Below are 15277 nucleotides of genomic sequence, written 5' to 3' on the forward strand. Positions count from 1 at the left end.
AATGCTAACAGAAATTATTAAAGAATTACGCAATAAAATTGCGGATCAAGAAGAAACAAGAGGCAAGAAAGCAGAAGAAACTCGCTCAATTCTTGAAAATAAGGAATCTACAGACGAAGAAATTGCTTCCGCTAATAAGGCTGCAAGCGAAATTCGTAAAATGGACGACCAAATCAAAGCTGACAAAGAAAAGCTTAGAAACTACGAAGCCACTGCCAAGACTCCCGACAACCACAAAGAACCAGAAGGTAGAAAACTTAGTGCAGAAGATGAAGAAAAGCGTTCATTGAATAACTTCTTGCATTCTAAGGGCGAAACCCGTGATGGTATCACAAGTCCTAATGTTGGTGTAACAATTCCAGAATCAATTGTTTATAGTCCTGAAAATGAAGTTAAAACAGCAACCGACTTATCTCAATTGGTTCAACACTTTGCAGCTACAACAGCAAGTGGTGAATATCCAATTTTGAAACGTGCAACAGCAACACTAAATACTGTTGAAGAATTGGCAAAGAATCCTGAACTAGCAAAGCCTGACTTTGAAAAGATTTCATGGAAGATTAATACGTATCGTGGTGCTATTCCAATTTCAAATGAAGCTATTCAAGATTCAGCTATTGATTTAACTGGATTGGTATCTAGAAACGCTCTAGAACAAAAGATCAATACAACTAATGTTGCTATTTCAACAATTCTTAAATCATTCACAGCAAAAACAGTGACCGGCGAGTCTGTAGACGATATTAAACATATTCTCAACGTTGACCTTGATCCTGCTTATAATAAGTCAATTGTTGCATCACAAAGCTTCTATAACTATCTAGACACTCTAAAGGACAAGAATGGCCAATATTTACTACATCAACCAATCGCTGACGGTTCACCAGTCACATTGCTAGGTGTTCCTGTGATTGTAGTTGAAGATACTGCCTTGGGTCTAGCTGGAGAAGCTCACGCTTGGATTGGTGATTTGCAACGTGCCGTTGTTATGGCTGACAGATTGGATATTCAAGTACGTTGGGTAGACAACGATATTTACGGTCAATATCTACAAGCAGTTACACGTTTCTGTGCTGTAAAAGCTGATGAAAACGCTGGTTACTTCTTAACACAAGGTGAAGCCCCAAAAGCGTAACGGGCGTGACATTGGATAATTCAAAACTAGTTTTAAAAGTAGGTGATATAGCCACTTTAAAGCCAAGCATTGAGCCATCTGATGCGGATAATTTGAATTATTCATTTAGTACGTCCGATTCTAAGGTTGCTACAGTGACACCAAAAGCTGGTAAGGTAACTGCTGTTTCTGCTGGTACAACAACTATAACAGTAACAACAGAAGACGGTAGTAAGACGGCAACTTGTGAAGTTACAGTAACAGCCACCGAATAGGAGGTTAGTTAATGGAAGAAAATACCAAACTTTTAACCGACCAGCAATTTAAAACACTAAAACTTTACTGCAAGATTGACCAGGACTTTGATGATGATGTTTTAAATGAACTTATCGAGTCCGCTGCTAGTGAAATTGCTCATGCTATTTCAAGCACAAAACAACCTAGTGATTTTATTTCTGATCATAGATTCTTTGTCGCTCTCATGAAATATGTTGAAGAGGATTACTACTATCGTGGTACTGGCTCAGAAGTCATGAGATTCCCATTACAAAACACAACAATCAACAATGTTATCAGTCAATTGCGTGCTGAGGAGGTCGATAGTAATGAGACTGACTCACATGACTGAGCGGATTGAATTTTTTGGAAGTAAAGAAGTTCAAAATAAATACGGCGTGATGGTTCCTCAAAAGGACGTACCACTATTTAGCTGTTGGGCAGAAGTTCTTAACACACCTATACGTGAGTTTAAAGACGCCATGACTAAAGTCGGTAATCGTAAGGAATCACCAAACTTTGCTATTAAGTTTGAGCCTCAAAGATTGATTGATTCATCTTGGAAAGTAAAGTGGCGTGGAAACATTTATCAAATAACCGGAATTGATGAGGATTTTGATAAACGGGATTTAACTAAATTGGAATGCAAGGCGGTGGACGGAAAATGACAGTAACTGGAGCTGAAGAACTTTTAAGTAACATTAAAATGCTTGAAGCAGGTTATGACCGCAAGGCTAGAAAAGCGGTACGGGATGGTGGTAAGTATTTTGGTGAAACATTGGCACAGAATACGCCTGTTAGCACCGAAGACCACTCTGGAAAAGGTCCATTACGTGATCATATGAAAGTTGGAAGTGTTTCAGTAAAAACTGGTGAATATGAAGTACCGGTTGGATATGACCGGACTAAAGGACCGATTGCTCACTTTCCAAATTCTGGAACGTCAAAGCAGGACCCACAGCATTTTATTGAAAAAACTCAAGACGGTACAAGAGACGCCGTGCTTCAAATATTTGTTGACAACTTAAAGGTTGGTGACTGATATGAACGAGTATGACGTTTTTGGGTTCTTAAATTCTGATGAGATCAATAATTATATGAATGAAATTCGTGGGAATGAAATCGATGTGCCTCAAATATATACAGGCACACCAGACCAGGGCTTTATCCAAAATAAAAACGCCCCTTGGATTCGAATTACTGCAATTCCAGGTGACGAGGTAACTTATGCCGATGATAAACGTTTGATTGAATATCCACGAGTTCAAATAGATTTTTGGATATTGAATTATAAGGTTGAAGAATTATTAAAGTTAGAACAAATGATTTACGATAAAATGTTTGCTCACGGATTCGAACGATATTACAAAAATCACAATCGTGATGTTGACATGACGGACCTAAAAATGGTCCAAGGAAACTTTGAATATCAAGGCTTTAGTCCAAACGAGGACTAAGGCTTTTTTAATACAAAAAAGCAAGGAGATTTATTAAATGGGAAAAGCAAAATTTGGTGCATCTAATTTTTATTATGGAATCGTAAAGGATGATTTAGTAGCCGATGGTCCTAAGAAAATGCCAGGACTAACTGAAGCAAAAATGGATTTAAAAAATGAAATGAAGGCTATTGCGGCAGATGATGGTCCATATGTAACTCTTTCTGGTGGTATTTCAGAAGCCACTTTGGACATCAAGCTATTAGATATCAATTCTGAAGCAAGAAAAGATTTCTTTGGAATCGAAGTTAAGAATGGCGTTGAACTTTATAACAAGAACCTAAAGCCTAACGATATTGCAATCATGTTTGACACAAAAATGGATGACGGTACAAAGATTCACGTAGCAATGCTTAAAGGCAAATTCTCACTACCTGGTGTTGATACTAAGACCGTAGACGGTACTCCTGATCCAAATGCTGATGAAACTACAGGTACATTTTCTCCTCGTGGAGATTCAGAAGATGGGATCATGGTTGCAATTGGTCGTGAAGACAATGCTGACTTTGACTTAGAAAAGTTTAAGAGCTTCGTATTTCCTAAGACGGCAGACGACTACACAGCTTTAGATACACCTGCACCTGAGGCGTAATTGATTAAGAGCATACTCCCTCTCTGGTAGCGGTGGCGGACGGAATTGAATTTAAAGGAGAAATATATATGGCTTATGAAGTTAACTTAATTATCAATGGAAAGAAAGAACAATTTAAACGTACTGAACCACCTTTTTTGAAGGAAATTACTAGAGCATTGGTATTACAACAGCATCAAGTTAGAATGTATGGCAAGAATGATGGTCCAACTGACAAAGACTTTGATAACAATTCAAAGGAAATCGCTAAATTTGCATCACAATTCTTTAAGGACCAATTCACACAAGAAGACTTCTTAAACGGGGCAGACGGTGAAAATGTAACTGTTATCTCAAATATTATTGATCAATGTTTAGGAGTTAAGAACCCGGATGATATCGATACTGATAAGAGCAAAGCAAAAAAATAACTGAGCAGACTTTAAAGGAATCGCTTAACAAACTCGATGAGTTTTATAAATCATTAATGGGTCAGGGTTATAAATTAGCTGATTTGGATTCTATGACCATGGATGACGTTAAACGGATTAATCATATATATGAAGAAAAGGAAACGACTATTGATAAAGCGTTTCCTTTTTTGTTTGCCTAAATTTCATAAGAAAGGGGATAAGATATGGCTGGATCATTAGGACATTTAGCAGCCACTGTTAGCTTAAATATTGACCCTTTTAAGCAATCATCAGCAGCTTTAATGTCCACGATTAAGAACACAAACACAGCGTTAAAACTGCAAGATAACTACGTAAAAGCCTATGGTAATGCACTTAATTCAATGAGAACTCATTATTCTACTCTCTCTCAACAAATGAGCAACTATAATGCAAGACTTAAAGAACAAGAAGCAACTTATCAAAAACTTAATTCTCAGACTGCTAAGACAGCCGGTGAACAAGAGAAGTTAACTCGTAGACAGCAAAACGCTGCTAGTCAAATCAATAGAACTAAAAGTGCTATGAACCAACTCGATTCCGAGATGGGACGTTTAGGACGTCAAATAGCACAACAAGAAACAAGTTGGTATAAAGCTGCTAACAATCTCAAGAAATTTAGTTCTGCGGCAACATCAGCTGGACAAAAAATGAGTTCAATGGGTTCAACTATGACCACGCGCGTTACAGCACCTATTGTGGCTGGTTTTGGTTATGCCGCTAAGTCTGCTATTGATTTTAATTCTCAAATTAAAAACATCGGTCCGCTATTACAAGCTAATGGCGAGAGTGCCGGACAAGTCAGACGTGAAATGACTCAAATGGCTGATGCTTCTAAGAAGTGGTCAGCGCAATACGGTATTTCTACTAAGTCAATTAATTCCGGACTTGAAGAGTTGGTCAAGCGTGGATATTCCGCTAAACAGGCACTTGGAGCTATGCCAAGTATTTTGAATGCGGCTAAAGCTTCTGGTGATGATTTCAATTCTGTTATGACCGTTTCAACATCAACACTTGAACAATTCGGATTGAAGTCTAAAACTACAGCTGGAATGCTCAAGAATACTCAACGTGTAACCGATAGTTTAACTTATACGGCTAATGCAACTGCTGCTGGTTTCCAAGATATGGGCGATGCTATGACTTATGTTGGTCCTACTGCTCACGCTGCTGGAATTAGTTTGGAAGAAACCGCTGCAGCAATTGGTTTAATGAGTAATCAAGGTATTGAAGGGTTAACGAGAATAATAAAAATCCTGCTCTCACTGGCCCGCTTAGAGAGTAATCTCTTTGAAAAAGAACTAATTCAATTCGGTTAACACTAAAATTATATATAAGAAACTAAGGTTAATATAGTACCAATATGTTATAATAATATTGGTGATAAAATGAAAAAGTTAACTTTAGATCAAGTTCAAAAACGAATAGATGATACAACAAATAATGCTTTCACAATTTTAGGAGATTTCAAAAGAGTTAAATCGCCTGCACACGTTAGGTGCAATCATTGTGGTAATGATTATTATGCATCGCCTTTTACTTTATATAATGGAACAAAATGTCCATATTGTGAGCGGAGAAGAACATTAACAATTGATGAATATAGAGTACGTTTGAGAAAAGAAGTTGGTAATGAGTATTCATTGATTGGCAAGTATTCAAAAAGCCACGATAAAGCACTTTTTAAACATAATAAATGCGGGACGATTTTTGAGATGTCTCCACACGCTTTCGATCAAGGTCAAAGATGTCCAAATGAAAAATATAAAAGGTCTGCAAAGGCAAATGGTTTTTCTATAGATAAAGTAAAAGAAAAAATTAAAGTTCAGACTAACGGAGAGTATGAAATAGTTTCTGGGTTTACATTTTCAAGCAAAAAATGTCAAATCCGACATATGAAATGTAATCGTATTTTTAGAGCAAGTCCAAGTTCTATTTATTCAAAAGCAAGTGGATGTCCATATTGCTATTCTTCGAAAGGTGAAGATGCAGTTCGGAGCTACTTGTTAAAGCGTGGTTTGAACTTTAAAGAACAATATAAAATACCAGAATGCAAAAACATTCGGCCATTACCTTTTGATTTTGCTGTTTTAAATTCAGATAATGAAGTTATTTATTTAGTTGAATATCAAGGAGAACAGCATTATAAACCTAAGTTTGGAAAAGACAACCTTATTAAGACACAGCAAAGGGACAAAATTAAATTTGACTTTTGTAAAAAGAATGATATTTCACTAATCAGAATTCCCTATAAAAGATTGCATTCCTATTCAAAACTAGAAATTTATGTTTTTGAATTTTTAGATAAATATATAATCATGTCAAGACCGAGCCAAGCCGTGTAGGAAACTCGCGGAAGGTGTAACGACTAGATAAATTATCCTAAGCAAGCACTACTATATAAATAGTAGTGTTTTTTGTATGGAAAAATATCCACGAAGAGTTAGCGCCAATTTTATATTGGACGAAAATATAGTCTGAACATTATGGAAACATAATGAAGTACGAGATAAAGAACTCGTACGATAACACATTGCAGTTGCAGGTACAGCTTTACGTTCAGCATTAACAAGGTTGATGAAACCATCGAAACAAAATGCAGCTGGTTTCAAGGAATTAGGCATTAACGTTGCTGACTTTAAGAAAGGTACGTTAACGTTACCAGAGATTCTTAACAAAATTAAGACGAATACGGCAGGATGGACTAAAGAGCAACGTGCAGCCGCTATTGCTACTGCATTTGGTACTGAGGCGCAAGCTGGTATGAATGCTTTAGTATCAGAAGGTGGAGATGCCTTGACTGAATTAACTAACAAAACCGAAAAGGCAACTGGTTCAACAAAGAAAATTGCTGATACTATGAATAGCACCAAAGCTGCTCAACTTGCTAAATTTAAAGAGTCACTGCACGTTTTAGCTATTACCATTGGTGATCAACTAACACCAACATTGATGCCACTTGTAAAAGATGCAACTCAAGTAGTTAAGGCGTTTGGTAATTTAAATAAGTCCACGCAACAGACTATTGTTAAAACAGCTGCATTTGCCGCTGCTATTGGACCATTATTATCAATTCTTGGTGGTGCAACTCGTGGACTAGGTGCATTATCTGGTGCATTCGTAGCTCCATTACTTGGAATGTCAAGAATGGTTGGTGCAAGTAAGCAAGGTGCAACTGGCTTAGGAATTTTAAAAGCTGGATTTAGTAAAACTGCTTATGAAAGTGGAAACTTTGCTACGAAAGTTGGAACTACTGCTACTAGCGTTGCTACAACCAGTGAAAAAGTAGCTGGTTCAGCTAATACGTTCACTACTTTTGGAAGTAAAGTTAAAACTGCTGGAACTGCTATATCGGCATTTGCTACTGCTAATCCTGTTGCAGCAGGAGCTATTCTATTAACCACTGCTGCATTAGTAGCTGGTGGAGTTTGGTGGGAGAACTATGGTAAGAAAGCCTATGAATCACAACAACGAATCAATCGCTGGGGTAGTGATGTTGGTGCTAGTGCCGATAAATCACTATCAAAGATGCAAGGATTTAACCAAAAGTCTAGTGCCGCATTAGATGATTTTGGCTCTAATGCAACTAAGAGTGCTGATTCTATTGGCAAGTCATTTAAAGGTATGAGTAAGACTATTGGAGATTCAGCCGATAAGGCCAATAAGAAGTTAAAAGATGGCCTTAAGAATATGCCTGATGATGTTGCCAATATTGTTAAATCTGCTGCCGCTAAACAGGAATCTGCTAATAATAAAATCAAAAGTAACGCTAAACAAACAGCGGATAACGTAAACGATATTGTTAAAAACGCTGCAAACAAGCACCGCAGTTTAACAGATGATGAGAACCAATATATTCTTAACTCCAGAAAGAAAATGAATAATGATGAAGTACAGCTAATTGGACTTTCTGGAAAGAAGAAGATACAAGTTGAAAAAGCCTTAAATTCAACTATGCGTTCTATGAGTGCAAACGAGGCTGCTAAAAATTATGATCTACTTAGTGAATCAATTAAAAAACAAAATGGTGTTTACAAGAAGAGTCAATCACAGCTAAAGGCTTTACGTAAAGGTGGTCTGATAACTGAAAAAACATATAATGCCGCAATGTCAAAACTAAGCAAAGAGCATACCAACGATATCATGGACGAAGGTAAAAAAATGATTGAGTACGGTAAAAAAGCTCATCTTGCTCAAGGCGGTGTTTCGGATGATTTGAAAAAGATTGGATTATCATACGATGAAGTGGCAAAGCATACTGACAAATCAGCTCAAAGTATGTCTACGGCGAATTCTCGTATTGCTGACACAGCTTCGAAAATGGGAACTGTTGCTCGTAAGGCTGGTGAGGATTGGAATTCTATGGTCCTTAATCCAAAAACTGGAAAGATTAAGACTAATGCACAAGAAACAATCAACGATACAGCTAAGACTGAACAAGGTTGGGCACGACTTAAATTTGATTTAAAGAATGCAAAAATTAACAGTAATGCTAAGTCAATGATTGGTGAAGCTGCTATTCAATCTGGAAGATGGGATAAGCTATCCTGGCGTGAAAAGAAAGCTATGATTCGTGTCCAAGGTGATAAGGAATTAACTGGAATCGTTAAGAAGGTTAAAGACTGGGATAAGTTAACACCTGAACAAAAGACGGCTATCGTTCGAGCCAAGGGTCAAAAAGAACTTGCTTTAGCCATGGCTGATGCTGGCGAATGGAACAAGCTTTCTCTTAAAGATAAAGAAGCTTTAGTTAAGACATCAGGCGAGAAAGACATGATTGACTTGCTCACTAAGACCGGTACTTGGAACAAACTAACAGTTAGCGCCAAGAAAGCTGTTATTGAAGGCAAGGGTAGTGCTGAATTAGTTGACCAACTCAATAATTTAGGTCAATGGAATAAATTAACCATGCAACAGAAATCACTAGTCATTAACAATAAGGCGACTGCTCCTATCGTGGATGCGATGATTAAGTCTGGTGATTGGAATACTTTAACGTTGAAGCAACAGGATGCAATTATTCATGATAAAGCAACCGCTAAACTGGTTCAGGCCATGCAGCAATCTGGTGTATGGAATCAATTAACTTTAAGAGAACAGGATGCTGTAGTTAATGACAAAGCTACAGGAAACATGGTTAACGCATTAGCGAGTGCAGGGAAGTGGCAAGGCTTAGATGTTCCGGCTAAAGATGCAATTGTTAATGACAAAGTTAGTGCTCCAATCATTGCTGCGTTAGTTCAAACTGGTCAATGGAATGTATTACCACTATCTGAAAAGAATGCAATTATTCATACTGGTAACAGTACTATGGATTTGGCTAACTTAGTAGTTGCTTATGGCAATTTCAATGCTTTATCTGATGTGCAAAAGACTTTAATTATTAATAATCAATCAGCTATGACTGCACTACAACAAGCAGGATACGGAATACAGAGCTACAATTTAACACCTACACAGCTTAAACAGTTGAAAGGTGATAATGCGGACATCCTAAATAAAACAAGCAACGGAAAAATTGCTGTTGTAAGTTTCAATGGACAATCGGTAGCTGTTAAGAAATTAAAGGGTGACAACGTTGATGTGCTTGGCAAAATTTCAACAAGTAAAGCCTCTATTGATAGTCATAATAGTAAGCCAGTTGACACCAAACACTTCAAAGGTGATTCAAGTGATGTAGTCAACAAATCTAATACTAGTAAGAATTCTGTTGGAACTTTTAATAGCAAGAGCGTAAGTACTAAGCATTTCAAAGGACAAGATCAAGCATCTGGCCCAGCCCACAATGCTACTAATGCTATTGGTGGATTCCAAGGCAAGCCTAACATCATTACTAAGACGCTTAGAACGGTTGTCGAAACTGTTAAGAAAACATTGCACTTAGAAAATGGTACTAGCGATTTTAATTCTAGTGAAATTGCAATGGTCAACGATCAAAAAGGTTCAACCTTCCGTGAGTTGATTCATCTACCAACCGGCGAAAGTTTCGTACCAACTGGTAGAAATATATTAATGGCACTTCCACGACATTCACAAGTTGTGCCAGCTAATCAAACTAACCGTTTGTTAGGTGGAATTAAGCAATATGCTAACGGTACTCCTGGATATTCAAGCGTTGTTAAAGACTTTACTGAATTAAGTCCAAGTCTTACTAATCAGACAACTCAATACTTTAATTCAAGTAACCCAGTCAATAACAGTCCTGTAAACAACCACAATGAATACACAATCAACATTCAAGCAGCTGTCTCAAGTGACATGGATATTAGAAAGTTAGCGGATAAGGTAATGAGAGAAATTAAGCGAAAAGATGATAGAAATATACTAGCTCAGGGAGGAGGAGTTAACTATTAAAGATGGAGAATTTGTAATCGATAATATTTCAAGCGTGGATGTATTAAATTCACGTATTACATCATTTGTTAAAATTCCACTTCCAAAACGAAAAGGGAGTTTGACAAGTATTGATGGTTCTAGCAAATCTTTAATTTCTGATGAAAATTCATACGAGAATCGTGAATTCGAATTAGAATTTGCAACCATGGCTAAGACCGAACAGGAACGATATAACTTAGAGGGTCAGCTATTTACATTGTTTGACGGATTTGATTATAAGCCATTTAGAATATATACAGACCCTAATTTTACATACTTTGTTAAGAACATCGATAATGTGGAAGTTGATAGAATTACACGTTTATCTAATGCTAGAATCTATAAATATAAATTGTCAGCAGCAGCGTTTAAATATTTTGAAATCGATAAAGAATTAGCTTTCTCAGAACCTTTTGAGCTAGTTAGTTCTTTTTTATTTGATGCGAAACCATATTTCAAAATTACTGGGAATGGTGCTGTTAAATTTCAAATTAATGATCGTACTTTTGATTTAAACATTGACGGTTTTATTGAGTTGGATTCAGCTGAAGAAAATCAAGATGCTTTTAAGACCAAAGACGATGGGAGCATCACATTCGTTAATGAGAATACGACTATTGATGAGTTTCCCTCTCTCTCTCGTGGGGTTAACAAAATATCCTGGGACGGGGATGTATCACAAGTAATCGTTAGACCAAGGTGGCGAACAATATGACACCAATTTTATACAAAGCAGATGAAACTGATTTCACTAGTAATGGATTAGGTAAGATAACTGGGATTATTCAAAAGAGTGCTATTGTTCAAAATACACTGAATGGTGCTTATACATTTGATTTTGAATTAGCTAAGAGTAGTCGATTTTACAACGTAGTCAAAGAAGAGATGATAGTTAAAGTTAAACCTGATTCAGTTCGAGATTATGACCTGTTTATGATTACTGACATTGATAAAGATTCTACATCAGGATATGTCAAAGTTTCGTGTAGTCATATTAGTGTGATTCTTAATAATTACATGGCTCAAAGTCAAATTCCAATTGATGGATTTACAGCATCATATATTTTGGATTACATCAAGAATGCCACTAATACTCCTGGTCAATTTAGTTTGACAACCGACATTGATGAACAGTTTGCAGGTACAAACGTTATTTTTGAACCTAATACTAACATCAATGAAATGGTTCTAGGATCAGCCAATTCAATTGCTAAAGTAACTGGTACATACGTGTTAAAAGATAAATTCAATATGAATTTAACTAAGGCCGATGATTTTAAGACAATTGTTTTGAGAAAAGGAAAGAATATCTCAAACATATCTGTTAAACGTTCACTCAATGGATTGGTAACAGCAATCATCCCTTACTACAAGCCTAAAGAGGGAGAAAACAAAGAACCTATATACGGAAGCAAAATAAAAAGTCCACTCTATTCAAAATACCAGCACGAGTACTTGAAAGCAGTGGACTTTTCTAGTGCAGTCGAAGGCGGAAAGGATTTCTCCGCGGAAGCAAACAATTATTTCAATAACAATCCAGGAATTGATGAGCCAGCTTATGATGTTGAAATCAATACATTTGAATATCGAAGTCTTAGAAAACAGAAGTTTGAACTTGCTGACTTTGCTAAGATTTATGATCCCGATTTTGATATCAATGTTCAACTAAGAATTTATGAAATGCAATTCGACCCTATTAATGAAAGTGCAACAGTCATTAAAGCAGGTACTCAAGCTACATCAGTATTTCATAACTTAGAAAAGAAAATTGATAACGTTTCCGGAGATGTATCTGATGTAAAAGAGGATGTTAAAGATACAAATGATGCAATCGACAACGTACAAGAAGACTTAGAAAGTACCGCAGCAGAAGCACAACGTCGAATTGATGCAGTTAAGCAGACAGTTGCTAACACTCAATCAGACATGACCAAAGTCATGAATAACGGCGGGAACAACAAAATCGAGTGGTCACCAAATTTAATGAATGCCACTCAAATGAAAATTCATACTTCCTACGGATACTGGCTTTTGGATGATGCCGGCGCTGGCTTTCACTCAAATAACGGCACGGTTATGAACGGTTTAAGTGCTGATGGTCGAATTTATGCTGACTCAATTACTGGTAATACTTTGACAGGTACTACCATCAATGGTGGAAACATTAATGGTGGAATTATTAATGGTGCTCAATTCGTAGCTGGGTCAATCAAAACCAAGTCACATGCTCAATTTCTTAACTCAGCAGGACATGTTTCTACTTCAATTGCCAGTTATGGTATCTCAACGCCAGCGCTAACTGTTGACGGCGATATCGATAGGGCCATTCATGCTAACATTCAATATTTGCATGTTAGTGGGAATATTTCAGGAAATGGTTCCGGTTTATACCTACAAGGACCCGTATATGTAGATGGGAGAAAAATTTAATTGAAAAAACTAGATGTAAAAAAAATAACTGCAATCAGTAGTGACGTAGTCATAGCTAAATATCAAGCAGAATACGCAAAGATTTTTCAACAGAATATTTTGCTATCTGCACAAATCGAGAATCAGCAGAGAATTATTGAATATCTTTTTAACAAGGCACCTGAGGCTTTTCCTGACAATTATATTTTGAAGGAGGAAAATAATGGCACTAAAAACAAGTAGAACCGTGTATCTTAACGGTACTTCAACAAATGAAAATAATGACGTGCTGGCAAACTTCAATGCAAACTTGAATGGCGCTGGCACTTTTAACATATCCGAAACGATTATTGACAGATCAGACATGGACACTATCGAAAAAGATTTCGAAGAATTTAGAACGCAAGCAAAAACACTAATGGAAAAGGAGGAAAACTAGATGTCACTACCATCCATTATTCTAGATACAGACAAGACAACTCCAATTTACGAGTTGCCCTTGAAGATTAGACAAGGCGATACAGGCGACGAGCTACAAGTTACACTTGGGAAGTCATTCGAAAAGTACACTGATTTATCTACGGTTGACGTTGAACTCATCGCCAAAACACCCGACCAACGACTGATTAAGCAGGCTGTGAGTGATAAGTCAGGAAATACGTTCAAGATTAAGTTTCCAGATGAAATGTACACAAATGTCGGCGTATTCAGAAACATGTATTTCAAAATCGGAGATGATTCCACATCAGATATTAAGTTAGTCGTGCTGCAAGGGATCGGATCAATAAAAGAAGCAGGCAGTTATATCGATGACTTTGAAACCTTAATCGAGGAAGCCGAATCTTATGTTTTAGCCTTAAAAGACTTTGCCGATAATGGAAATGCGAAGATTGATAGCAAAGTTGCAGAATTAACCGGTAAGATGACTGACTTCGTGGATAAGTCAAAGGAAGATTTAGATGCTGCTAAAAAAGCGTGGAGTAGTTTTCAAAGTAATTCAAAGACGGCATTCACAACCGCTCAAGACAAACGAGCAAGTGACTTTAATAGTCAAAAAAGCGGCTTTGAAACTGATTTTAATAGCCAAAAAGCAGACTTCGAAAATAGATTTAAAGCACTGTTGGCAACGTTGCAAGGCGACTATGACGACTTCAAGAATTTAATCAATAAAGACGTTGCAGATTTCAATACATCTTTAGATAGCTTAGATGCCCAAGCAAAAGACGTTAAAAATAAATTTGATGCTTTGAAAGCTCAATTAGATTTGGCTACTCAAAATATTAGTGGCGTCAGGACTAACTTGCTACTCAACACTAGCGATAATAATGATGTAGACCATCCGGTTAAACTGCCTAATACGGACATATCCGTGTATGGCTCCTTGTCCAGAATGGAAGATTATAGTCAGGTAACTGCTCCACCATCTGGTAGCGAAATGTACTACCGTTTCTGTAGACCTGACTCTAGTATGCACGGTTTAACACCCGGTCAAACGTATACTATTCAGGGTGATGTATCAATATCCAAAGGCGATGTGAAGTTTAAGTCACAGCATCAGTCATCTAATCATGGATGGGCAGATTATGATGGTTGCACATCTAAAAATCTAGTATCTGACAGTGATGGTTTTGTTCATGTCAGTTATACTTTTACGATTCCTAATAATGCCACAGCCATTTATATTGGTTGGCAAGTTTACGAATTTGATTCGACCACAATTTTGAGATTCAGAAGAATGAAACTTGAAAAAGGACCCACAGCAACTGATTACTCACTCAATCCATTAGATATTGCGACTGATGGAAGTGTTCAAACAGCTATCACAAATGCCTTAGACAAAGCCGACTATCCCACCTCTTCCGAGGTTGACAGCAAAATTTCTACTGGTGTTGGACAAGCAAAAACATACGCTGAACAAAGTATCAAGGATATTATCGGTGCTGCTCCCGATACGTTGGACACGATTGCAGAACTAGCTGATGCTGTGACTAAAAATAAAGACGGTGTTCAAGCTATCAATGACGGAATAACCAAAAAAGCCGATAAGACTGAGCTGGCTAACTATGAATCAAAAGCAGAAGTGATTAGTAAAACTGACTATGAAGCCAAGAAAACAGCCGGAACCTTGGAAAATAAGTTTTATATAGTAACCGATGATACGGAGGCAAGCTAATGGCGGAATTAAAAATTGGAGGTAGTGACGTGAAGAGTTTGATGTATAAAGATAAAGATGTATCTGGTAGTCAAATGTTGGAGAGCGGAACCATTTTGTATCTTGCTCCAGCGCGAGGGACGAAAGGAAATGTGAAGGCAAAGCTTCCTAGTGTTAAGAATGATTGGTCTAACATTAAATCAATTTTAATAAAAGTTCTTGAGAGCTATAATTATCTGGATGGTTTTAAGTACTATATTCAAAAGACAATAGATATCTCGACACTGAAAGAATTACAGACGATAACATACTCAAACATTACTGTTACAGTAATTCGAACGGATTCTGATGAAGGCGCGTATATTTTGCTTTCAAGTACACAATTTTATTTTATTGAAATCTCAGTAGCATAAAATTGGTATAGGAGATATA

The 15277-nt window shown here is 37.0% G+C and carries 17 protein-coding genes; all 17 read left to right on the top strand.

Annotated elements, in window-relative coordinates; translation table 11 throughout:
• Position 1: 1 nt before the first annotated feature.
• The 17 genes from AC27FM_RS08410 to AC27FM_RS08490 all read left to right on the top strand — a co-directional run bounded on the left by AC27FM_RS08410 (position 2) and on the right by AC27FM_RS08490 (position 15258).
• Complete coding sequence (locus AC27FM_RS08410; protein WP_487087306.1) at positions 2 to 1135, top strand: phage major capsid protein; 1134 nt, start codon at positions 2 to 4, stop codon at positions 1133 to 1135.
• A 5-nt stretch (positions 1136 to 1140) separates the two neighbouring features.
• On the top strand, positions 1141 to 1389 hold the full coding sequence (locus AC27FM_RS08415) for an Ig-like domain-containing protein (RefSeq protein WP_119317843.1): 249 nt from the start codon (positions 1141 to 1143) through the stop codon (positions 1387 to 1389).
• Positions 1390 to 1400: 11 nt separating this feature from the next.
• Positions 1401 to 1742 carry a head-tail connector protein gene (locus AC27FM_RS08420; RefSeq protein WP_487087308.1) on the top strand — a complete coding sequence of 114 codons (342 nt, stop codon included), beginning with the start codon at positions 1401 to 1403 and terminating at the stop codon, positions 1740 to 1742.
• Positions 1720 to 2058: a phage head closure protein gene (locus AC27FM_RS08425; RefSeq protein ID WP_487087310.1), complete on the top strand. Its 339-nt coding sequence runs from the start codon at positions 1720 to 1722 to the stop codon at positions 2056 to 2058. The genes AC27FM_RS08420 and AC27FM_RS08425 overlap by 23 nt, the downstream gene beginning before the upstream one ends.
• Positions 2055 to 2432 carry an HK97-gp10 family putative phage morphogenesis protein gene (locus AC27FM_RS08430; protein WP_487087312.1) on the top strand — a complete coding sequence of 126 codons (378 nt, stop codon included), beginning with the start codon at positions 2055 to 2057 and terminating at the stop codon, positions 2430 to 2432. The genes AC27FM_RS08425 and AC27FM_RS08430 overlap by 4 nt, the downstream gene beginning before the upstream one ends.
• A 1-nt stretch (position 2433) precedes the next feature.
• Complete coding sequence (locus AC27FM_RS08435; RefSeq protein WP_487087314.1) at positions 2434 to 2847, top strand: hypothetical protein; 414 nt, start codon at positions 2434 to 2436, stop codon at positions 2845 to 2847.
• Positions 2848 to 2884: 37 nt separating this feature from the next.
• Positions 2885 to 3478: a major tail protein gene (locus tag AC27FM_RS08440; RefSeq protein WP_487087316.1), complete on the top strand. Its 594-nt coding sequence runs from the start codon at positions 2885 to 2887 to the stop codon at positions 3476 to 3478.
• A 68-nt stretch (positions 3479 to 3546) separates the two neighbouring features.
• A complete protein-coding gene (gene gpG, locus AC27FM_RS08445; protein WP_119317849.1) occupies positions 3547 to 3888 on the top strand; it encodes a phage tail assembly chaperone G in 342 nt (113 codons plus the stop codon).
• 206 nt (positions 3889 to 4094) lie between these two features.
• The gene (locus AC27FM_RS08450) at positions 4095 to 5228 is read left to right on the top strand and encodes a phage tail tape measure protein (RefSeq protein ID WP_487087318.1); all 1134 of its coding nucleotides are present in this window, start codon (positions 4095 to 4097) and stop codon (positions 5226 to 5228) included.
• A gap of 69 nt (positions 5229 to 5297) precedes the next feature.
• The gene (locus AC27FM_RS08455) at positions 5298 to 6254 is read left to right on the top strand and encodes a DUF2726 domain-containing protein (RefSeq protein ID WP_487087320.1); all 957 of its coding nucleotides are present in this window, start codon (positions 5298 to 5300) and stop codon (positions 6252 to 6254) included.
• A gap of 187 nt (positions 6255 to 6441) precedes the next feature.
• A complete protein-coding gene (locus AC27FM_RS08460) occupies positions 6442 to 10263 on the top strand; it encodes a phage tail tape measure protein (protein WP_487087615.1) in 3822 nt (1273 codons plus the stop codon).
• Between the two features lie 100 nt (positions 10264 to 10363).
• Complete coding sequence (locus tag AC27FM_RS08465; RefSeq protein WP_487087322.1) at positions 10364 to 10999, top strand: hypothetical protein; 636 nt, start codon at positions 10364 to 10366, stop codon at positions 10997 to 10999.
• Entirely contained in the window at positions 10996 to 12714 is a 1719-nt protein-coding gene (locus AC27FM_RS08470; RefSeq protein ID WP_487087323.1) for a phage tail spike protein, read from the top strand. The genes AC27FM_RS08465 and AC27FM_RS08470 overlap by 4 nt, the downstream gene beginning before the upstream one ends.
• Positions 12715 to 12936 (top strand): hypothetical protein, encoded by a 222-nt coding sequence (locus tag AC27FM_RS08475; RefSeq protein WP_487087325.1) that lies wholly within the window; start codon positions 12715 to 12717, stop codon positions 12934 to 12936. It abuts the gene before it with no gap.
• Complete coding sequence (locus AC27FM_RS08480) at positions 12917 to 13132, top strand: hypothetical protein (RefSeq protein ID WP_487087327.1); 216 nt, start codon at positions 12917 to 12919, stop codon at positions 13130 to 13132. Before AC27FM_RS08475 ends, AC27FM_RS08480 begins: the two co-directional genes overlap by 20 nt.
• Entirely contained in the window at positions 13133 to 14866 is a 1734-nt protein-coding gene (locus AC27FM_RS08485; RefSeq protein ID WP_487087329.1) for a phage tail protein, read from the top strand.
• Complete coding sequence (locus tag AC27FM_RS08490; RefSeq protein WP_487087331.1) at positions 14866 to 15258, top strand: hypothetical protein; 393 nt, start codon at positions 14866 to 14868, stop codon at positions 15256 to 15258. The genes AC27FM_RS08485 and AC27FM_RS08490 overlap by 1 nt, the downstream gene beginning before the upstream one ends.
• Positions 15259 to 15277: the final 19 nt, after the last annotated feature.

The organism is Companilactobacillus sp. y65-5 (assembly GCF_057541095.1).